Here is a 21,138-nt window from a genome sequence, read left to right as displayed (position 1 = left end):
AGTCAAGAATGGTGCTTGACATGCTCGCACACTTGAACCATGACCGAACATCTCGACGTCGTGATCGTCGGCGCAGGCCTGTCCGGAATCGGTGCCGCCTACCGGCTGCAGACCGAATGCTCCGGTAAGTCGTATGCCATTCTCGAAGCTCGCGATTCGATGGGCGGCACCTGGGATCTGTTCCGCTATCCCGGCGTTCGGTCCGACTCGGATATGTTCACCCTCGGCTATCCGTTCAAACCGTGGCGCGACGCCAAATCCATTGCCGACGGCCCGTCGATTCTGCGGTACATCAAGGAAACCGCCGCGGAGAACGATATCGACCGGCACATCCGGTACGGCACGAAGGTGGAGGCGGCCGACTGGTCCTCCGAAAATGCCCGCTGGACACTGACATTGGCGCGCCGCGACGATTCCGGTGCGGTGGTACGGAGCGAGCTGACCTGCAACTTCATCTACGCGTGTGCGGGCTACTACAACTACGAACGCGGATACTCGCCCGAATTCCCGGGTGCGGCAACGTTTTCCGGTCGCATTGTGCACCCGCAGTTCTGGCCGGAGGATCTGGATTACGCGGGCAAGCGGGTGGTGGTGATCGGCAGCGGCGCCACCGCGGTGACCCTGGTCCCCGCCATGGCGGAGCAGGCCGAGCTGGTGACCATGCTGCAGCGCACACCCACCTGGATCAGCGCCGTGCCCGGCCGCGACAAGCAAGCCGACCGGATCCGGGAACTGCTGCCGCCCAAGCTGGCCCACCGCGTGATCCGGACCAAGAACATCCTGTTCGGCATCGGCTTCTACCAGTACTGCCGTCGCCGTCCAGAAGCGGCGCGAAAGCTGTTGACCGGCTTGACGACTCGAATTCTCGGCGACGAAAAGCTGGTCGCCGAACATTTCACGCCGACATACAACCCGTGGGATCAGCGCCTGTGCGCCGTCCCGAACGCCGACTTCTTCAAGGCCATGAAGAAGGGTAAGGCGGAGGTTGTCACCGACCGAATCGAAACCTTTGTGCCAGAAGGGATCCGGCTCGAATCCGGGCGCACGCTCGCGGCGGACGTCATCATCACCGCGACCGGGCTGGATCTGCTCGCCTTCGGCGGTATCGGACTCCGGGTGGACGGTAAGCCGGTGACCCTGTCCGAGCGATTCGTCTGGCAGGGCACGATGCTGTCCGGCCTGCCCAACTTCGCCATCTGCGTCGGCTACACCAACGCTTCATGGACGCTGCGCGGCGACCTGACCTCGCGGCTGGTGTGCAAGGTGCTGAACTATATGGACCGCAAGGGTTTCGCCGCCGTCGTGCCCGAGCCCAAGGGCAAACTCACCGAACATCCGCTGCTGGATCTGACCTCCGGCTATATCCAGCGCTCGATCGGCGATTTCCCGCGCCAGGGCAGCAGGCATCCGTGGAAGGTGCGGCAGAACTATCTGCTCGATTCGGCCACCACCATGCGCACCGACCTGAGCAAGACCCTTATGCCGGTGCCGCGTTCAGGTGTCCGGGAGCCGGAGCTGTCCGCGGCGCGATGATCAATTGCCCGGCCGGGGCGTCATCGTGAACTAATCTCAGCGAAGAGGGTCGCGCGGCGACCCCCGACCGGAGGAGCAGGTGCGTGGCGGACAACTGGAACGACAAGATCATCGCGGAATTCCACGCGAACGGGGGCAAGGTCGGCGGCCCCTTCGCCGGGAAGGATCTGCTGCTGCTCACCAGCACCGGCGCGAAATCCGGTCTGCCGCGGACCAACCCGCTGGCCTTCATCCGCGACGGCGACCGTGTCGTGATCATCGCGTCCAAGGCGGGCGCGCCCACCAACCCGGACTGGTACTACAACCTGCTGGCCAACCCCGAGGCCACCGTGGAGATCGGCACCGAGCGGTTCCGGGCCACCGCGACGCCGATCACCAGCGGGCCGGAACGCGACCGGCTCTATGCCGCAATGGTTTCCGTCATGCCCGGATTCGCGGACTACGAGAAGAACACGACCAGGGTGATTCCGGTCGTGGTGCTCGAACTCGAGAAGGACTAGCTCGGCCGTCCGGTCGGAGCCGACGCGCGAGGTTCGGTGTCGCGCGCGAGGATCGCCTGCTCGACCTCGACGACGGCGGTGCGGATGACATTGCCGTATTCGTCATCGGGGAGTTCGTCGAGGCCGGTGCGTGCGGCGGCGAGCTGTTCGGCCGCCGCGTCGAACGAGCCGAGACGGCGGTAGTTGTCGGCCAGATTCAGGTGCAGCGAGGGGTAAAACCCGCGCACGCTGAGTGATTCGTGATACCGCTTGGCGCGCTCGTCGGTGAGACTGTCCGCGGCGTCGAGGGCGCGGATATCCCAGGCGAGTGCCTGCGCCGCATCGTCGTACAGGTCGGCGAGGTAGTGTGCGAGCGCGCAGCGATGCAGCGGATCGCCTTGCGGCCTAAGGGTTTGCCAGATCTCGTTGAGTTCGCGTCGCGCGGTGTCGGGGTCGCCCTCGCGGCCTCGGGCAACCGCGTTGGTGATCGCGGCCATCGTGGCGTCGGATTCGGTTGTGACAGTCATGATTCTCCTTCGTTGTTGCGAATCGGCATGGCCAGCGTGGTTAGCTCGCCGTCGGTCGCGGAACGGACGACGACCGGTTGATCGGCGGCCGAAATATCAAGCATCACTTCGGGTCCCAGTGCGGTGGAGACGGCCGAACGCAGCAGTGCCGAATCGAAGGTGATGTCGATACTCGGGCCGGTGACAGTGGCGGGCAGCCGCCCGGCCTTGCCCGCGGTGAGTGACTGCGTCGCCTCGTCGATCGAAAAGGGCACGGGCCCAAGGGTTTCGGTGGCCTCGATGAGTAGCTCGCGGGCCAGCACGACGCGGGTTCGCACCGGAGCCAATGCCGTGAGCATCGCTCGATAGTCAGGGAAGGGTTCGTCGATCACCGTGCACCCGCGGGTGGCCGAACCGTCGGTCACCAGCAGTTCGGTCTCGCGCCGGTCCAATTCGACCTCGGGAACCGAGCGTAGCCAGGCGGTGATCGCCGCGAGCTCGCCCGCCGCCACCACCAGCGTCCAGGCGTCTGCGGCGGACGGTCGTGGCGCGATGCCCCGGGTGGACAGCCGGTAGCGATCGGTCGCAGTCAGTGTCAGCGAATCGGCGGTCGCTTCGACCAGAATTCCGGTCAGCACCGGTATTTCGGGGTCGCGCGCGGCCGCGGGCCACACCTGTTCGATGGCGTGGGCCAGGGCGGGACCCGGCACTCTTATGCGGTGTCGTGCCGCCGAGCCGAGCAACCCCTTGAGCGTGGGCGCGAGCTCCGCCGCAATGCGCGCCTTGCGGGCCAACTCCGCGACATGATCGTCGAGCAATTTCTCGGCATCCGCAGCGCTTCCGGTCAGAATTCGCGCGACCTGTTCCAGGGGCAGCCCGATCTCGCGGAGCTGCCGAATGAGCACGGCCCGTTCGCGCTGCGATTCGGCGTAATACCGATAGCCGGTCGCCGCGTCGACCCGCGCGGGCGCCAACAGGCCGCAGTCGTCGTAGAACCGCAGTGCGCTCGGCGTGAGCCCGCACGAGCGGGCCAGCGCACCGATGGTTATCAGCTCGTCAGTTGCCACATCGACATTCTGGAGCTTCAAGTAACTCGAAGGTCAAACGAATGCCGGGGCCGGATTTCGACACACCCTTCGAAACCCGGCCCCGGACTTACTCGATCGGGCGGCGGAACGGCCGACTGGGCGCCGTCCCGGTCCCGCACCGTCGAGGTGAACGGGCGCGCCTCGGATTGCCCGTCACTTCCCGGACGATGACGCGGCGTCATCGGCGCGTCATCGTCCATTCAATCCGGTGCCGGGGCATTTTCGAATAGGCCACCGTCACAGTGGTTTTCGCGGCGTTCTGGGCTAATGCACAATCAGGCCGCGCGCCGGGTGTTGGCCAGGACCGCCAGGACGACGACCACTGCCGCCGTAATGACCACACCCGTGGTGGGCAGCCCCGACAGGGTGCCGAAGATCGCGACGCCGAGCGCGGTGCCGGTTTGCCGCGCGGCATTCAGCGCGCCCTGACCGGTGGCCGCGAATTCGAGCGGCACCGCGGCCGACATGTCGGCGATATACGCGGGTGTCGCGAGCGGACCGCCGACCCCGATCAGCACCTCGACCAGGAACAACACCCACAGCGAAGTGCCGCAGGTGCTCAGCACGACACCCCCCGCGAGGGTTACCGCCATACCCGCGATCATCAGCGGCCGCGCGCCGTACCTGGCGACGAGACGACCGGTGAGCGTCGGCACCAGGATGATCGGCACGGTCATCGGCAGGAAGGCCAGTCCGGCGGTGAGTGCCGTCATACCCCTGGCCTCGACCATCCACTGCGACATGCTGAAAAGCAGCCCGTAGTAAACCAATTGGGCGACGATCGCGACCAGTAGATCCACCCGCACCCTGGTGAGCCGCAGCAGCGCGGGCGGCAGCACCGGAGCCGCCGCGCGGCGGTGGGCCGCAGGTAGGGCCGAAAAGGCAAGGGCGGCAACGACGCACGCCGCGATAGGGGAGAATCGGGCCCAGCCGCCGGTCCCGCCGTCGACCAGTCCGAAGGTGAGCGCGGTCAGCGCCAGCACGGTGAGCGAAATGCCGTATTTGTCAAAGGGTTTCGCGATACCGGTGGGATGCTCGCGGAGTCCGCGCGCGGCCAGGAAGGCCAGCAGCGCGATCGGCGGGTTCACCAGGAACACCAGCCGCCAGCCGTCGAGCGCCACCAGCGCGCCACCGAAAACCGGACCGGCCGCGATCGCGACACCGGTGATCGCGATCAGCGCGCCGATCCGCCGCGACCGCACCGCCGTATCCGGGTACAGCACCGCGAGCAGCGCCATCGACGCGGGCACCAGGCCGGCCGCCGGGATGCCGAGCAGCGCCCGGCCCGCGATGAGCACACCGACATTCGACGCCGCCGCGCACAGCACGGATACCGCGGCGAAGGCGGCCAGTGCCGCCCGGTACACCCGGCGCGGCCCCCACCGATCCGCGAGCGCGCCGGAGGCGAGCAGCATGCCCGCCAGCACAACGGTGTACGCGTCGACCGCCCACGGCAGTGCCGCCGCGGGCGCGTGCAGTTCGCGCCGCATATCCGGCAGCGCGACATTGAGCACCGTGGCATCCATCGTGATCATGAAGTTGCCCGCCGCGATACCGGTGAACCGAACCGCTGCGCGCCAACGCTTTTCGGGTGCCGCAGGTGGTGCGTCGCGCACCTCGACCAGAGTCATGACCGCTCCTCGTGAGACCGAATCCCCGGCGTGGATTCGCCGGGTCTTCAGTCAATCCGGAGGGCTGTCCGCGAACCAGCGGCAAACCGCGCAGGTAGCGATCACGAATCGAGATCGCTACGTCCCGAATCGGTGCGGGCGGCCTGCGCGCACGCCTCGATCAGCGGACGCAGCCGAGTGCTGTTGCGCTCCAGCAGGATCAGCGCGGTCGGCAGTGCGAGATCGGTCGGCAGGAAGGCGACCTTGCCGCCCCGCAGCTGTTTCGCGTGCTCCGCGTAGACCACCGTCCAACCGGCGACACCAGCGGCGAGCGTGGCCAGGGTATCCTGCAGTGAGCTCGCAGGGCTCAGCTTCGGATCGAAACCTGCTTCCGCACAAGCCTTTTCGACAATGGACACCAGCGACGGGTTGTCCTGTCTCGACACCAGGTACAGCGGTAGTTGGGCGAGCTGCGCGAAATCAGCCCGCGCGGCCCCGGCCATCGGATGGTTCGCGGGCAGCGCCACCACGAGCTCGTCCCGCCACACCGGCACCTGCCTGAGTTCGGCCGGGATATCCAGCTCGCCGCGCGCGAACGCCGCATCCCACTCCTCATCGGCCACCCGCCGCACCCGCTCGGTGATCGGCGCCGACCCCAGCACCAGCTCCAACCCGGGTTCCCGCACCCGGAGCAGCTCCAACACCAGCTCCAGCCGCTGCCCCATCCCCCTGCTCGTCCCGATCCGCAGCACCGTCCCCTGCCGCGTCCGGAATTCCGTGATCCCGGCCTTGGCCCGCTGCTCCGCCGCCAGCACCTCCCGCGCCAACGGCAGAAACGCCGTCCCCGCCTCGGTCAACCGCACCCGCCGCGGCGACCGATCGACCAATTCCACCCCCAACTCCCGCTCCAACCGCGCCACCTGCTGACTCACCGCCGACTGCACGATATGCAACCGCTCCGCGGCCCGCCCGAAATGCAGCTCCTCGGCCACGGTCACGAAATACCTCAACTGCCGCAGTTCCACCCCATCACCCTGCCGGATGCGTCACCGTTCGACGAACCCGGCTCGGGCGCGCTGATCGTGCCACGAGATGTAGGTGGCCCAGGGAGGCCAGCGGCCGGTAGTTCGCCGGTGTCCGGCACAGTTGGATGCATGCGTATCGCGGTTTACCTGGCCCATCCGCGGCCGGACAGCTTCAACCGGGCACTGTTCGACGCCGTAGTCGATGAACTGGCGGGACACGGCGCGGATGTCCGCCCGCACGATCTCTACGCCGAGGGGTTCGATCCCGTACTGTCCGCCGCCGAAACCGACACCGTCGAAGGCGCGACCGTGGACGGCCTCGTCGACCATCATCAGCGCGAACTTGCCGAGCTCGACGCCCTCGTCTTCATCCACCCGAACTGGTGGGGCATGCCACCCGCGATCATGACCGGTTGGGTGCAGCGCGTCCTGGCGCCGACCGTCGCCTACAAACTGGAAACCCCTGAAGCCAAACCACTTTCGCTACTGAATATCAAACGGGCCCTGGTCCTCAACACTTCCGACACCCCACTCGCGCGTGAACAGACCACCTTCGGCGACCCCCTCGAACAAATCTGGACCGCCTGCGTCCTCCCTTATGTAGGCGTCGAAAAACTACACCGAGTCGTCTTCCGCACAGTCAAGGATTCGACCGACGACTCCAGAATCGCCTGGCTCCAGGCCGCCCGAAAGTTGGCCGCGGCTCTTATCGCGTGACACCGAGTTCGGCATCAAGACGTCAGGTTTTGCACTTGCTGTAACAGGTTGACGATCTTCGTAACCGTGTCGAGGTTTCTGAGCGGTTCCGGGATTCGCCGGAGAAGGCGTGCCCATCTGCCAGCCGCGCGCTCGACGTCCGGTTCTGTCCTGTTCAATGCGTCGATAACATCGTCGACATCACCGGGCTCGGCGTCGGGCCCGGTGGCGGTCACGAGTTGCGTCCGGAGTCTCCCCAGCTCGGCAAGCAATTGCTCGAGCGTCGTTGCGAGCTCGTCCGGGTGCGGCGTTCCGCGCATGGTGACCCGTCCGCGCACGGTCCCGGTATTACCGGTGCCTCCGATGTTTCCGGCGACGACCTGACTTCCGCTGATCTCGACACCGCTGTTCGAATGGTCTTTCGGCATAGCACGATCTCCTACTCAGTCGAATTGACGGTGTCCGATGTGTTCACGGACATCGTGCCTGTATTTCCTTGTCCACCAATGTTTCCGGCATTGATCTCAGAGTTGTTGAACACGGTGTATACATTGATTTGTTTGACGATTTCATCAAATTCTGCCGCGGACAACCCCACAGACTCGAGGAAGCGGTGGATGGCATGAACGACTCGGCGCTCCAGAATCTTTAAGTAACGATCGCTGTCCGATATCTGGAGGAGTGTGTTCAGCCGGGTTCCGGCACCCAGTTCCCGCATGCTCGCCGCCGATCCGAAGACCTGTGCGGCTTGCGTTGGTGTCGCCCAGTTGCCGCCCGAAACCCTTGCGGTATCCCGCATTCCTCGGACGACATCCATAAGACGAGTCGGTACCGTCGTCGGTAACAATGCGAAATCGGCTAGCGCTTTCCACATCGCGCGCAGCTCGAGCCATGTCGGAGGTAGATCGACGAGACGATGCTCTGGAGCGATCGGTGGCAAAACGAAGCCGAACCATTCCAGGACCAAGATTCGCTCGTCACAACCAACGTGGAGGAAGCCCGATACGGCGAGCTGACGTGACCAGCCCTCGAGACGAAAACATTGGTAGTACCGCAACCATTCCGGAGGCTGGTTCGCCAGATCGCGCCAGTTCTCCTCCGTTAGTTCTGGATCCATTCCGGCCGTCAACTGGGCCAGGAGGTGCCCGGCTTCGGGGATGTAGGGAAGACTGTTAGCCGACAGAACTGCGAAGTTGGTGATACGGAGATCCGCGAACCGCTGGCCCGGCGTCAGATGTGGCGCCTTTCTCAGCGTTGCCAGATCCTCGGAAACGAACTGGTACAGATCATGGGGTTCGAACCGCGGTATCGGACCCTCCGAATCGGTGCTGCGTGGTCGGAGCTCAATGGCCGCCGACCATGACCTGGCACGTATGCCTGCTCCGACAAATGGGTTTCCGCCTCGATAGACTACGACCTCGCCGGAGTTTCGTTGATTTCGGCGAGTTCCGTTGTGCGCTATTCGTTGTAGTCGATCCGAGTACCGTCTGCAGGCTTTGACAAGAGATTTGCGCGGTGGCACGTTCGCGGGGTAGTTCCCGAACGAGTACCAGATGTCGACCGTTCGTCGCGGCAGATATTGCTTTGCGACAAGGGCGCCGTACATCGCTATCGTCAGCACACCGAGACCCATGATGAACAGGGCCGCGCCGATCGATGAGACCGTCGACTTGTCCGAAGACGCCATCGCGACTGGAATCAGTACGAACGCTGGGATGGAAATCCAGACAATGGACAAGAGGGACCACAGGAAAGCCGTTGCCCACCAACGCTGTCGGTTCGTCGCCAGGGCGTTGGCGAAACGTGAATCGCTGGTGGCGAGTGCGACGCGAGTCACAACCACCGAGAAAAATCGCCAGACGAGTCCAGAGACAAGCCATGCCACCACCAACGGAAACGCGATGACCGTCAGCATGGTGATGAGCACCAGCAGGATCGTGTTGATTGTGCGGCGGCGAGATTGGGCGACCAGTGCCTCGCCCAGCACGACTTCGGCCCGCACGCCTGGAGACGGAGGTATCGCTCGTTTCGGCTCGCCGAGGAACTCGTCGATCAACACATCGGCCAAGACATCGTCGAGATGTACTGCTGATGCGAGAAACCTGGTCGCCTCGTCGTCCAACTGGCCCATCGGGAATTGCCGCGCCGGTTGTTGCGCTTCGGCAGAAAGGCTCGCCCCCATTTTTCCCCTCACCGCATCGAAATCGATTGGCGCACAGAGGGTATCAAAGCGAGCGGGATGGGACGCGGGTTTCGCCCGACTCGAAGGCCCGATCGGGTGTTGGTTGGCATGGAGCTCGGCAACGCGATCGAAGCTGTAGGTGTATCGGCCGGGAGTTCGACGAGTGCAAGTGGGGCTGACAGCGTGGCGGGCGTGTGGTGCCGCGCAAAACCCTTGTTTACCAGCACTTTTCGTGTGGGTGGTGAGTGGAGGGTGGGTGGGTGTGGCTCGATTGTTACGGCGGACAACAAATAAATGCGAAAACGCAGTGCGGTGGGGCGGGGTGTCGTATGTTGTGCCGAACAACATTCGCTCGACCCCCGGTGCGCCGGGGCGGTAGTTCCACGAAAGGCCCACTCATGCGTAAGGGCGTACTCGGCGTCGCGGCCGTCTCTGTCGCGGTACTCGCTTCGTTGACCGCGTGCGGTAACGACAACAAGGATTCCGGTAGCAAGGCGCAGGTCGGGGTGATCCTGCCGGACAGCAAGACCTCGGCGCGATGGGAGACGGCGGACCGGAAATACCTGCAGCAGGCGTTCGATGCCGCGGGCATCAAGGCCGATATCCAGAACGCGCAGGGCGATAAGCAGGCGTTCCAGACGCTCGCGGACCAGATGATCACCAGCGGGGTGAAGGTGCTGATGATCACCAACCTGGACAGCGGCACCGGTAAAGCGGTGATCCAGAAGGCGAAATCGCAGGGCGTCACCGTAATCGATTACGACAGGCTCACTTTGGGCGGCGGCGCGCAGTACTACGTGTCCTTCGACAATGTGAAGGTCGGCAAGCTGCAGGGCGAGGGCATCGCGAAATGCCTGACCGACAAGAAGATCGTCAAACCCGTTGTGGCATACCTGAACGGCGCCCCGACCGATAACAACGCGACGCTGTTCAAGAGCGGCTACGACAGCGTGCTGAAGCCGAAATTCGATTCCGGCGAGTTCGTGAAGGGTCCGGACCAGGCGGTGCCGGAATGGGATAACGCCCAGGCGGGCACCATCTTCGAGCAGATGCTGACCGGCACCCCGAATATCAACGGCGTCGTCGCGGCCAACGACGGACTCGGCAACGCGGCCATCGCGGTGCTGAAGAAGCAGAAGCTCAACGGACAGGTCCCGGTCACCGGGCAGGACGCGACGGTGCAGGGCCTGCAGAACGTGCTGGCGGGCGATCAGTGCCTTACCGTCTACAAGGCGATCAAACAGGAGGCCGATGCCGCGACGAAATTGGCCATCGGTTTGGTGAAGGGCGAGAAGGGGCAGACCAACGGAGCGGTGACCGATCCGGAGTCCAAGTCCGACGTTCCGTCGGTGTTGTTGGAGCCCAAGCCGATCTACAAGGAAAACGTCAAGGACGTGGTGGCCGACGGCTACGTCACCAAGAGTGAACTGTGCACGGGTGATTACGCCAAGCTGTGCGCGGACAACGGTGTGAGCTGAGCTCCGCCATCCCTTCCGCGGTTTCGAATGAGGGGGCCGCGGAAGGGATTTCGCACACGCAGTGCCCGCTCTGACCCCTCGAATTCCCAGGAGCTCCACCCATGACAGAGACGCCCGTTATCGAATTACGCGGCATAGAGAAGAGTTTCGGCCCGGTCCATGTCCTGCACGATGTCGGTTTCGCGGCGTACGCGGGCGAGGTGACCGCGCTGGTCGGCGACAACGGCGCGGGCAAATCGACGCTGGTGAAATGCATCGGCGGCATCTACCCGATCGACGCGGGCGAAATCTTGTTCGACGGCAAGCCTGTTCATATCCACAACCCGCGCGACGCGGCCGCGCTCGGCATCGAGATCGTCTACCAGGATCTCGCGCTCTGCGACAACCTCGACGTCGTACAGAACATGTTCCTCGGCCGGGAGAAGAAGCGCGGCATTGTGCTCGACGAGTACGCGATGGAGGAGCTGGCCGGAAAAACATTGGCGGGCTTGTCCGTTCGCACTGTGAAGTCGGTGCGTCAGCAGGTGTCCAGCCTGTCCGGCGGCCAGCGGCAGACGGTCGCGATCGCGAAGGCCGTGCTGTGGAACAACAAGGTGGTGATCCTGGACGAGCCGACGGCCGCGCTCGGGGTCGCGCAGACCCAGCAGGTGCTGGAATTGGTGCGCACGCTGGCCGACAGAGGCCTTGCGGTGGTGCTGATTTCGCACAATATGAACGACGTGTTCGCGGTGTCCGACCGGATCGCCGCGCTATACCTGGGCCGGATGGCGGCGCAGGTGCGGACCTCCGACGTGACGCACGCGCAGGTCGTCGAATTGATCACAGCCGGGCGCAGCGGGAACCTCGGCCTGGACGCAAACGGAGTTAAGTGATGGCTGCCGTGTTGACCGAAAAACCCACGGCCGCACCGGTTTCGGAGATGATGAACAACTACGTCGGCCGGGTGCGCAGCGGCGATATGGGGGCGTTGCCCTCGGTGCTCGCGCTGATCGTGCTCTCGGTGGTGTTCTGGATCGCGCGGCCGGTGTTCATGTCCCAGGCCAATTTCGCGAATCTGTTCACCCAGGGCGCGGCCATCGCGGTGATCGCGATGGGCCTGATCTTCGTGCTGCTGCTCGGTGAGATCGACCTGTCCGCCGGATTCGCCAGCGGTGTATGCGCGGCCGTGCTCGCGGTGTTGCTCACCGACAAGGGCTGGCCCTGGTATGCGGCGGTGCTGGTTTCGCTGCTCACCGGGGTGGTGATCGGGCTGACCATCGGCACCATCGTGGTGCGGATCGGGATACCGTCGTTCGTGGTGACCCTCGCGGCTTTCCTTGCGCTGCAAGGGGTTGCGCTGAAGATCATGGACAACGGGCGCAATATCTCGATCCACGACAATACGGTGCTCGCCATCGCGAACAAGAATGTGCCGCCGATGCTCGGCTGGATCATGTGGGTGTTGCTGGTCGCGGGTTTCGCGGCCGTGCAATACCGGAAGTACACGGCGCGAACGAAACTCGGGCTCACGGGGGAGACCGGCTCGGTGATCGCGGTGCGCATCGCGGTGGTGGCCGTGGTGACGGGTGTCGCGGTGCTGGTGCTCAACGGTGAACGCAGCCGCAATCCGGAGCTGCATTCGCTCAAGGGTATGCCGATCGTGGTGCCGCTCATCGCGATACTGCTGCTGGTATGGACCTTCGTCTTGAACCGCACCGAATTCGGCAGGCATATCTACGCGGTCGGCGGTAATACCGAGGCGGCGCGCCGGGCCGGTATCGCGGTGAACCGCATCAAGATAACCGCGTTCGTGCTGTGCTCGACCATGGCCGCGGTCGGCGGGCTCATCGCGGCGTCGCGGGCCAATTCCGTCGATCCGAATACCGGCGGCAGCGATGTGCTGCTCACCGCGGTCGGCGCCGCGGTGATCGGCGGGACCAGTCTGTTCGGCGGGCGCGGGCGGATGCGCGACGCGGTGCTGGGCGCCGCGGTGGTCGCGGTGATCAACAACGGAATGGGCCTGATGGGCTACAGCGCGGGCACGAAATTCGTTGTGACAGGATTCGTCCTGCTGCTCGCCGCCGGTGTCGACGCGCTGTCGCGCCGCCGCGCCATGCAGCGCTAGCGGCGGCCGAGGAGCCAGGCAAACCACCAGGAAGGTGATCCGAATGCCGTCCGGTGCCGAAGACCGGTGCGGCTGAACAATATTCGCGGAGAGGGGATGACACGATGCGCGCGGCGCCATCACCCGAAGAGATCCGCAGGCAGAATCTGGCGGTGCTGCTCAGGCATGTGCACAGCGGCGGACCGGTCTCCCGCACCACCCTCGCCGAACGCATGGGGGTGAACCGCAGCACGATTCTCGCGCTCACCGCCGATCTGGTCGCGGCCGGACTGGTCAGGGAGGAACTGCCGGGCCAGACCGGCCGGGCGGGGCGGCCATCGCTGGTGGTCCGGCCGGAATCCGAGCGGGTGTACGTGCTCGCGCTCGACGTCGGCGCCGACCGGCTGGCGGCGGCCCGGGTGGGGCTGGGCGGAATTGTCCTCGACCGCACCGAAACCGCGAGGCCCAGTGGCACTTTCGATCCGGAGGACGTTATCGAGACGCTGGCCGGGATGGCGCGGGCGATGCTCGACGGGAATGCCCGCTGCCTCGGCGCGGGCGTCGCCTTCTGCGGCATGGTGCGCCAGGAGGACGGTGTCGTCCGCTACGGCCCGAATATCGGCTGGGTGGATGTGCCGTTCGGCGCGGCTCTGTCCGAACGGCTCGGCGTCGGGGTCTCGGTCGGCAATAACGCCAACCTCGGCGCGCTGGCCGAGCGGGAACGCGGCGTCGGGCTCGGCCTGCAGAACCTGATCTATCTGCACGGCGATGTCGGCATCGGCGGCGGCATCATCGTCGGCGGGCAGCTGCTCGGCGGCGAGGGCGGATACGGCGGCGAGGTCGGGCACATGATCGTGAATCCGGATGGCAGGCCGTGTGCCTGCGGTTCGCGCGGCTGCCTGGAGGCCGAGGCGGGTGAGCTCGCGCTGATCGCGGCGGCCGGTCGCGACGATCTAGCCGGACGCGCGGCGGTCGAGGCGATCGTGCAGGCGGCCGCGTACGGCGATGTCACCGCGCGGGATGCGCTGCATCAGGTCGGCGATTGGCTCGGCAGGGGCGTCGCGAACCTGGTCAATATCTTCAATCCGTCGATGGTGGTGTTCGGCGGTGTGCTGCGCCAGATCTATCTGGCCTCGGCGGCGCAGGTGCGCAGCCGGGTGGCGCTCGACGGGTTGCAGGCGGTGCGCGAGCGGGTCCGATTGCGGACGTCGGCGCTGGTCGGCGACGCGACGCTGATCGGTGCCGCGGAACTGGCCTTCGCCGAGGTGCTTTCGGATCCGCTGCAGACGCTGGCCAGGATGACGGGTTCGTGATCGGCGGAAGATCAACTGTCCGATTATTATTCGACTGCGCCGTTCAGGGGGCCGTCGGAACGGGCGAGTAGCTAGCTGAAGGGGTTACCGATGGACAGGCCGGCCTGGGCGCCCGATGGCGTCGATATGCGGCAGGCGAGCCCGGCGCGCATGTACGACGCGCTGCTCGGCGGCTCGCACAATTTCGAGGTCGACCGCAAGGCGGCGGAGATGGGCAGGCAGCTGGTGCCCGATCTGCCGCGGCTCGCGCTGAGCAATCGCGCGTTCCTGCGCCGGGCGGTGCGGTATTTGGCGGAGGCCGGGGTGCGGCAGTTCGTCGATATCGGTTCGGGCATCCCGACCGCGGGCAATGTGCACGAGGTGGTGCAGGCCATCGATCCGGAGATCCGGGTGTTGTATCTGGATATCGATCCGGTCGCGGTGGCGCACGCCAAGGCGATTCTGCGCGGTAACGAGCGGGCGGCCGCATTGGAGGCCGACCTGCGCGACCCCGCGGCCCTGCTGGTGAAGGTGCGGCAGTCCGGGCTGATCGACTTCGGTCAGCCGGTCGGATTATTGCTGGTCGCGGTGCTGCACCTGCTCGCCGACAACGACCTCCCGGCGCGGAAGGTCGCGGAACTACGCGATGCACTGCCCGTGGGCAGCTATGTGGCGATTTCGCATCTGACCTCGGCTTCGCGGCCGGAGGACGCCGCAAAACTGGGCGCAAACGCCGCGAATGTGGATCGAATCGGTATCCACTTCCGGGATCGGGACGGCATCGCGGCTATGTTCGATGGATGGGACTTGGTCGATCCCGGCGTCGTGGAATTGCCGGCATGGCGGCCCGAGTCCGAACGCGATCAGCACGAGGCGCCGGGCCGTTCGCTCGGGCTGGCCGGGGTCGGCCGCAAGAACTGAAGCCGATGTCCACCCGCTCGGTCCTCGCCAGGTATCCCCGAGCAGGGGGTGTCTGACCGGTGGGCGCGCACGAGGTCGCGATGCGCTGGGCCGATGCGCTCGACGGTGTCGTCGCGCCGACGTTGACGCGGACCCAGATCGAGGCGCTGCTCGGCGGGCTCGCCGACGAGCTGATCGCGGCGGTGCGCGGAACGGGTCCGCTCACGGCCGCGCACACCGCCGCGGTGGCGCTGGTCGCGGCCAATTACCGGGATCCGGTGGCGGTGGGCCGATCGATCCGGATCATCTGCGACGACATCGCCGAATACGTGTGCCGGGATCGAGCCGATTGCGACGCGGTGCGCGACCGTGCGCTGACGGTGGCCGCGGAATTCGCCGCCGGATTCACCGGCGCGCTGCGCGCGGTGGCGCTGGCCGAACAGGAGACCACCCTGGTGGCGACGTTGGCGGCGGCACGGGAGGCGGAGGCGCGTCGGCAGCTGTCGGAGGCCAGGTTCGCGGCGATCTTCGCGGGCGCCTCGGTGGGCATCGGTACCGTCGACACCGCGGGGCAGGTGCTGGAGGTGAATGCCGCGTTCGCCGAAATGCTCGGTCTCCCAGCCGAATCGATGCCGGGTCGCGCGGTGGCCGAGCTGATCGGCCAGGAGAATATCGGCCACGCCTACGGTCAACTGGAGCTCCTGCTCGCCGGGCAGGTGGACCAATTCCGTTTGGAGACAGACCATTTGCGCCCCGACGGGAGTACCACCTGCATCGACCTGTCGATGTCGGCGGTGCGTGACGCCGAGGGGCAGGTGCGCTTCCTGATCGGCGTGGCCGTCGATGTGACCGAGCGCAAACAGCTCGCCGACCGGCTCTGGCACGACGCCAACCACGATATGCTCACCGGCCTGCCCAACCGCGGCCAGTTCTTCGACCGCCTCGCCGCGGCCGAACCCCCGGTCGGCGTGTGCTACCTGGATCTGGACGGCTTCAAGGAGATCAACGATGTCTGGGGTCACGCCGTCGGCGATCAGGTGCTGCGGCTGGTGGCCGACCGGCTGCGCGCCGCGGTGCGCCCGCTCGACGGACTTGTCGCTCGCATCGGCGGCGACGAATTCATCGTGCTGATCGAAAAATGCGCCGGCCCAGGCCAATTGGACGAGGTGACGGCTGAGCTGGCGGCCGCGCTCGCGCCGCGGATGACGATCGGCGACACGCTCGTCACGGTCGGCGCCAGCATCGGTGCCGCCTTCGTCGCGGACCGTCCGACCGAGGTCGACGAACTGCTGCACGCCGTCGATACGGCTATGTACCGCAACAAATCCCGGCAGCGCGGGCCCGGTCCGTGGCCGGATCTGTCCGAAAAACGGCTGACAGACGGCTCGTCGGCGCGGGGCCCGGCTGGCACGGTTGGCTGATGACCCTGAACCAGTGGCCGCTGCTCGAACTCAGGCGCTACACTCTGCGGCCCGGCCTGCGCGATGAAATGATCGGCCTCTTCGAGCGCGAATTCATCGAATCCCAGGAGGAATTGGGTATTCGGCTGTTGGGCCAGTTCCGCGACGAACTCGACCCGGACCTGTTCGTTTGGCTGCGCGCCTATCCGGATCTGGCGACGAGGGATACCGCGCTGCCCGCCTTCTACGTCGACGGCGCCGCCTGGCGCGCCAACCGGGCGGCGGCCAACGCGACCATGCTGGATTCTACGAACGCATTGCTTTTACGGCCCGCGACAACGCATTCCGCACTGACGGTCCCGGATACCCGCCCGGGGCGCGGCTCGACCGAAGTCCCGGACACCCGGATCCTGGTGACCGTGTACTACCTCGCCGGATCGCCCGAGGTGTTCACCGACTTCTTCGACGGTTGGGTGCGGCCGATATTCGATCCCGTCGATTCGCCGCCTTCCGCCGCCTACGTGACCGATCCGTCCCCGAACAGCTTCCCGCAGTTGCCGAATCGCCCGGACTCGGTATTCGTCACCTTCACCAGGTTCGACAACCGGACCGCGCTCGACGCGCACCTGAATTCCCTTGCCGGATCGGCTCTTTGGACCGACAAGGTGGTTCCGGAGCTGACCTTGTGGTTGGCCGCGCCCATCGAACGGCACCTGCTCGCCCCTACGGAACGCTCACTGCTGCGCTGAGTCGAGGACGGACAGTAGATGTGCGGTGAGCAGTTTCACCCGCCGGACATGCTGCGGTGTAGTGGATTCCGGATGGTGGATCTCGATGCTCAGCCTGCCGCGGAAAGTGGTGATGATGCAGGTGCCCTCGTCCGGCTTTTCCGGGCGGCGCCCGGTGCGATCGGGTTTACCGATCATGGTCGAGCGGAAATCGGTAATACGGAGGGATGGGGGCATCGGCGGCTCCTGAATGCGACCCCAGTTGGTGGCCAACACGATTCCGGGTATGCGTGGCGGGCCCGCCGCCGAGATGTCCGGAATGTGTAGCGGAGTCTGTTGCACCACACCGGATGCCAGCTCGGTGCATAGGTTTCCGTATATATCGCGGGCGAGTCCGAGCATGGTGGCCGGAGTATTCGGCCCCGGCGCGTAGTTGGCGAAGCCGAGGATATTGGTGCCGTCCGTATAGCCGACCTGCGGGGTGATCCTGGTGCGTAGATCGACCGAGTAGGTGTATATCAGCTCGGGCAGCGGTAGGTTGCGAATCTCGGCCTCGGTCAACAGGATTGCCGCCGATACCAGTGCGTTGATGGTGACCTTCTCCCGATGGCCGACGGCGACCAGCTCGGCGGTTTCGGCCGTGCTGAGGTGGCAGCGGGTCGCACGCGGCAGCACGTATCCGATGCTATCCCAATCTCGCTGTGCGCCAACGTTTTCGGAGACCATGGCGCGCGGCACCGTGATCGGGTTCGAAACCTTCTCGATACCGCGGGCGGCGAGCAGTTCCTCGACCGGGCGCGGATAATCGTGCACCTCGATCGGTATCGGACGGTCCAGCACGATATCGCGGTAATACCCCCACAGCTCGCGCAGCAGAGCCAGCGAATGGTAGGCATCCGCGACGCAGTGGTGCGTCACCAGGGTGACGCTGGCCGAATCGCCGTCGCGCACCACACACACCGTGCTGAGCGCCATCCGCTGGTCGATCACCGCGCCGGTGAGCAGCAGTTCCGGATCGCCCTCGGTCACCGAGATCTCCGGGGCCGGGCCGCACGGCTCCAGCAGCACATATCGGTCGTCAGCCGCCTCCAGATGGGCGCCGAGGATCGGATGGGCGCGCAGGAGGAGTTCGTACGCGCGCGCCAGCGCGGACAACTCCAGTCGCCCCGAAACCCGGACGCAGTAGCCCACGTACACCTCACCGGGAGCGAAAATCTCCTCGCTGGGGGCGAGCGGGCGAATGACGGTCGCCGTCGTCATATCTGTCCTCCACCGATGAGATCGTCCCGGCCGGACTGTTCGTTAAACACGAATCCATCTCGAATTTAGCTCGAATCCGATGCGCTCCTGGGATTTTCGAAAAGGCGTGTTGTTCCGAAAACACTGTCACCTATGGACGCTGTTACACAGTTGTATTCCTCGATCAGCCAAAGCCCGCAGACGCAGCGCAGATAGCGAACGCCCCCGTGGGCGGACACGGTTGCCGGTTTCGGCCAGGAACATGCTGGGCAGATGGCGGACATACTCCCCAGACTGATGTAATGGTCTAGTGCATTTCAACCCTTACGGTGGCGCGGCGGCCGAACTCGCCGTCCGGTTGGTCAACGCGAATCCGAAAGATGCCGTCTGGCAGGTACTTTCGGACGCCAACTACAAACCGCTCGGCCCACTAGACGCGCGCCAGGTGGACCGGCTGCGCCGGTGGACCGTGGAATTGGCGGAGGTGTTCCGCGCGCCGACGGTGGACCGGATCAACGCACTGCTGCGGAAAACGACCAGCCGGCCGTACATTTCGACGCATGACGGCCGGGCGCCGCACCTGCATTTCGCACAGGCCGACGCACCGGTCGACGAGCGGGTGCGGGCGTATACGGCGGTCGGTCTCGCGACGGTTTTCTGCGAGGATCCGGGGCGGATCGGCACCTGTGCGCGGGAGGGGTGCTCGCAGGTATTCGTCGATGTTTCGCGTAACGGCAGGCGGCGTTTCTGTTCGACGCGCTGCTCGACCCGGGTGCACGTCGCCGAATACCGGCGGCGGGCCGGATGATTCGCTCCTAGCGTGTCGCAATAAATAGACATTCGTGTCCGCTATAAGATCGGCGCTCGTACGTCGGGAAATTCACATGCGCGGTGCTGGACGGACCCGTGCTCGGGCCATCTGCCGCGGGACGAACCAGGAGACCGCCGATGGCCTTGCGTGCGCGACTACAGAAGATGGGCTTGCTCGGTGCGGCATGCCTCATCGCCGTCCTGCCCGGGACGGTCGCGCCCGGTTCGGCGACCGCGGTATCCGGTGACGTCCCGCTCGCGCTACCCGCGCTCGGCATGGGCAAATCGCTGACCTTCCCGGGTGGTCAGCACCAGGTGTCGCTGGTGTTGCCGGTACTGCCCGGGCTGTCGCCGACCGCGCTCATCGGCACCATCCAGCTACCGCCGCACGTCGCGCGCGGCACCATCGAGGTCGCCTCGGGCGACCGGCTGGTGGACCGGATCGACCTGCCGATCGGCCCGCCCGCCCCGATCCGGCTGTCGCTGGCCGGGGCCGAGGTGAAGAACAACGCGGTCGCGCTGACCCTCACCTCGTCGCTGCTGCCGGATCCCGGCTGGTGCGTCACCGACTGGTGGGGGCGCCCGCTGACGCTGGCCGACGCGAACGTCGTCTACAGCGGCGAGGAGATCCAGCCGACCACGATCGCCGACTTCCTGCCGCCGATACTGCACAAGCTGACCATGTACCTGCCCGCCAAACCGACCGAGATGGAAAGCAATACGGCGATGTCGCTGAGCACCGCGATCATCGCGCGCTACAGCGGCCAGCCGGTCGTCGTCGAGGTCAGGCGGGTCGTCCCCGACACTCAGATACCCGACCACAACCCGGGCTTTCTGGAACGGCAGGTGGTGATCGGTGAATCCGCGGACGCGGGCCTGCGGTTGACCAATATCGGCCCGGCCCCGGTCCTGCGCCTCACCGGCGACCGGAAAACCCTGCCCGACCAGACCCGGCTACTGACCAGCGACCTGACCAAGGTGGCCATTTCCTCGGGCGCGACGGCCGTTTCGCTGCCGAGCGCGCCGAGGATGGCGCCGGACAGTGTGACGCTCGCGGAGCTCGGACAGACCCAGCTGAGCTCCACCTCGATCGGGCAGGTGCGGGTGGATTTCGGCGCGGACCAGTCCCGGATCGGCAGGCCGGCCCGGGATATGCGGGTGCGTCTGCTCGGCAGCTACACCCCGCTGCCGGAGACCATGAGCGGCTCGATCATGGTGGAGGCCAACGGAAAATACGTGGACGGCTGGCCGGTCGACAGCGGCGGGCGCATCGATCGGTGGATCGATATCCCGAACGCCGATCTCACCCGGTTCACCACGATCTCGGTGACCATGCACCAGACCGGGCTCACCCAGGGCTGCGGTCTGGAGCGGCCGGTGACGCTGACCATCGACCCCGATACCGAAATCACCAGTAAGGCCGCGCTGCCGCCGATTCCGGGCGGCTTCGACGCGCTGCCGCAGGGGTTGCAGCCGCGGGTGCAGGTGGGCATGAAGGATCCCGGCTACGGCGACACCGTGCGGGCCGTGACGATTCTGACCGGCCTGCAACGACTTTCGGTGGTTCCGATGCGTCCGGAGGTGGTGCCGTTCGATCGGGCGGCGAGCGGTGGCGGGCCCGCCCTGCTGATCGCGGCCAGTGGCGGAGTGCCGAATTCGATCGAGCTGCCGCTGGATCCGGAGAACGACGAGCTGACCGTCACCGAGACCGGGACCGGCGGCGAAAAGGCCGTTGTCAGAATAGATCCCACCGTCGCGTTCGGCTCACTGCAGACCACCTGGTCCGGCGGGCGCACCGTGGTCGTCGCCAGTTCGACCAATGCCGCGGGGCACCTGGATCGCGCGCTCGACTGGCTCAACGCCGACCCGGATCGCTGGCAGCAACTGCACGGCGCGGCCCTGTTCCAGGCGGGCGATCGGGATCCGGAATTCTTCGACCCCAACGCCGCACTCGGACTGAGTACGAATACAAAAGCCCCGCAGGAGATTTCGGTGGCCCGCAAACTCGTCATCGCGGGCTCCGCGGTGGCCGCGGTCGCGGTGCTCGCCGGGGTCGTGCTGCTGCTGCGCCGACGCGGTACCCGGTAAC

19 protein-coding genes are annotated in these 21,138 nt (G+C 65.8%); 12 read left to right on the top strand and 7 right to left on the bottom strand.

Translation table 11 applies throughout. From position 1 onward, the window contains the following. Window positions 1-39: 39 nt before the first annotated feature. Together LGY53_RS21870 and LGY53_RS21865 are read left to right on the top strand one after the other, a co-directional pair. Window positions 40-1,533, top strand: a complete 1,494-nt coding sequence (locus LGY53_RS21870) for an NAD(P)/FAD-dependent oxidoreductase (RefSeq protein ID WP_225728556.1) — start codon at window positions 40-42, stop codon at window positions 1,531-1,533. Window positions 1,534-1,616: 83 nt separating this feature from the next. Further along, a complete protein-coding gene (locus tag LGY53_RS21865) occupies window positions 1,617-2,033 on the top strand; it encodes a nitroreductase family deazaflavin-dependent oxidoreductase (RefSeq protein ID WP_225728555.1) in 417 nt (138 codons plus the stop codon). Here the strand turns inward: LGY53_RS21865 and LGY53_RS21860 are convergent. The 4 genes from LGY53_RS21860 to LGY53_RS21845 all read right to left on the bottom strand — a co-directional run bounded on the left by LGY53_RS21860 (window position 2,030) and on the right by LGY53_RS21845 (window position 6,241). Next, a complete protein-coding gene (locus LGY53_RS21860) occupies window positions 2,030-2,539 on the bottom strand; it encodes a hypothetical protein (protein WP_225728554.1) in 510 nt (169 codons plus the stop codon). The genes LGY53_RS21865 and LGY53_RS21860 overlap by 4 nt on opposite strands. Next, the gene (locus LGY53_RS21855; protein WP_225728553.1) at window positions 2,536-3,585 is read right to left on the bottom strand and encodes a MerR family transcriptional regulator; all 1,050 of its coding nucleotides are present in this window, start codon (window positions 3,583-3,585) and stop codon (window positions 2,536-2,538) included. The genes LGY53_RS21860 and LGY53_RS21855 overlap by 4 nt, the downstream gene beginning before the upstream one ends. A 296-nt stretch (window positions 3,586-3,881) precedes the next feature. Further along, on the bottom strand, window positions 3,882-5,237 hold the full coding sequence (locus LGY53_RS21850; protein ID WP_225728552.1) for an MFS transporter: 1,356 nt from the start codon (window positions 5,235-5,237) through the stop codon (window positions 3,882-3,884). A 101-nt stretch (window positions 5,238-5,338) separates the two neighbouring features. Further along, a complete protein-coding gene (locus LGY53_RS21845) occupies window positions 5,339-6,241 on the bottom strand; it encodes a LysR family transcriptional regulator (RefSeq protein WP_225728551.1) in 903 nt (300 codons plus the stop codon). 129 nt (window positions 6,242-6,370) lie between these two features. Here LGY53_RS21845 and LGY53_RS21840 point away from each other — a divergent pair, with 129 nt between their 5' ends. Continuing rightward, entirely contained in the window at window positions 6,371-6,958 is a 588-nt protein-coding gene (locus tag LGY53_RS21840) for an NAD(P)H-dependent oxidoreductase (RefSeq protein WP_225728550.1), read from the top strand. A 14-nt stretch (window positions 6,959-6,972) separates the two neighbouring features. Here the strand turns inward: LGY53_RS21840 and LGY53_RS21835 are convergent, their stop codons facing one another. Together LGY53_RS21835 and LGY53_RS21830 are read right to left on the bottom strand one after the other, a co-directional pair. Then, a complete protein-coding gene (locus LGY53_RS21835; RefSeq protein ID WP_225728549.1) occupies window positions 6,973-7,365 on the bottom strand; it encodes a hypothetical protein in 393 nt (130 codons plus the stop codon). 11 nt (window positions 7,366-7,376) lie between these two features. Continuing rightward, entirely contained in the window at window positions 7,377-9,119 is a 1,743-nt protein-coding gene (locus LGY53_RS21830; protein ID WP_225728548.1) for a hypothetical protein, read from the bottom strand. Window positions 9,120-9,517: 398 nt separating this feature from the next. Between LGY53_RS21830 and LGY53_RS21825 the strand changes: the two genes are divergently transcribed. The 7 genes from LGY53_RS21825 to LGY53_RS21795 all read left to right on the top strand — a co-directional run bounded on the left by LGY53_RS21825 (window position 9,518) and on the right by LGY53_RS21795 (window position 17,021). Beyond that, on the top strand, window positions 9,518-10,597 hold the full coding sequence (locus LGY53_RS21825) for a sugar ABC transporter substrate-binding protein (protein ID WP_225728547.1): 1,080 nt from the start codon (window positions 9,518-9,520) through the stop codon (window positions 10,595-10,597). A 101-nt stretch (window positions 10,598-10,698) separates the two neighbouring features. Further along, window positions 10,699-11,469 (top strand): ATP-binding cassette domain-containing protein, encoded by a 771-nt coding sequence (locus tag LGY53_RS21820; protein ID WP_167472605.1) that lies wholly within the window; start codon window positions 10,699-10,701, stop codon window positions 11,467-11,469. Next, window positions 11,469-12,701 (top strand): sugar ABC transporter permease, encoded by a 1,233-nt coding sequence (locus tag LGY53_RS21815; RefSeq protein WP_225728546.1) that lies wholly within the window; start codon window positions 11,469-11,471, stop codon window positions 12,699-12,701. The genes LGY53_RS21820 and LGY53_RS21815 overlap by 1 nt, the downstream gene beginning before the upstream one ends. Window positions 12,702-12,805: 104 nt before the next feature. Next, entirely contained in the window at window positions 12,806-13,993 is a 1,188-nt protein-coding gene (locus LGY53_RS21810) for an ROK family transcriptional regulator (RefSeq protein ID WP_225728545.1), read from the top strand. A gap of 90 nt (window positions 13,994-14,083) precedes the next feature. Then, on the top strand, window positions 14,084-14,893 hold the full coding sequence (locus tag LGY53_RS21805; RefSeq protein WP_225728544.1) for an SAM-dependent methyltransferase: 810 nt from the start codon (window positions 14,084-14,086) through the stop codon (window positions 14,891-14,893). Window positions 14,894-14,952: 59 nt separating this feature from the next. Then, on the top strand, window positions 14,953-16,293 hold the full coding sequence (locus LGY53_RS21800) for a sensor domain-containing diguanylate cyclase (protein ID WP_225728543.1): 1,341 nt from the start codon (window positions 14,953-14,955) through the stop codon (window positions 16,291-16,293). Beyond that, window positions 16,293-17,021 carry an NIPSNAP family protein gene (locus tag LGY53_RS21795; RefSeq protein WP_225728542.1) on the top strand — a complete coding sequence of 243 codons (729 nt, stop codon included), beginning with the start codon at window positions 16,293-16,295 and terminating at the stop codon, window positions 17,019-17,021. Before LGY53_RS21800 ends, LGY53_RS21795 begins: the two co-directional genes overlap by 1 nt. Here the strand turns inward: LGY53_RS21795 and LGY53_RS21790 are convergent. Next, a complete protein-coding gene (locus LGY53_RS21790) occupies window positions 17,007-18,260 on the bottom strand; it encodes a hypothetical protein (RefSeq protein WP_225728541.1) in 1,254 nt (417 codons plus the stop codon). The genes LGY53_RS21795 and LGY53_RS21790 overlap by 15 nt on opposite strands. A 289-nt stretch (window positions 18,261-18,549) precedes the next feature. Here LGY53_RS21790 and LGY53_RS21785 point away from each other — a divergent pair, with 289 nt between their 5' ends. Both LGY53_RS21785 and LGY53_RS21780 read left to right on the top strand, forming a co-directional pair. Then, window positions 18,550-19,047: a CGNR zinc finger domain-containing protein gene (locus LGY53_RS21785; RefSeq protein WP_225728540.1), complete on the top strand. Its 498-nt coding sequence runs from the start codon at window positions 18,550-18,552 to the stop codon at window positions 19,045-19,047. A gap of 140 nt (window positions 19,048-19,187) precedes the next feature. Then, entirely contained in the window at window positions 19,188-21,137 is a 1,950-nt protein-coding gene (locus tag LGY53_RS21780; RefSeq protein ID WP_225728539.1) for a hypothetical protein, read from the top strand. Window position 21,138 lies beyond the last annotated feature (1 nt).

It is taken from the genome of Nocardia sp. JCM 34519.1 (assembly GCF_020361265.1).
GTDB classification, from domain to species: domain Bacteria; phylum Actinomycetota; class Actinomycetes; order Mycobacteriales; family Mycobacteriaceae; genus Nocardia; species Nocardia arthritidis_A.
This window is presented reverse-complemented; position numbering and strand designations above follow the sequence as displayed.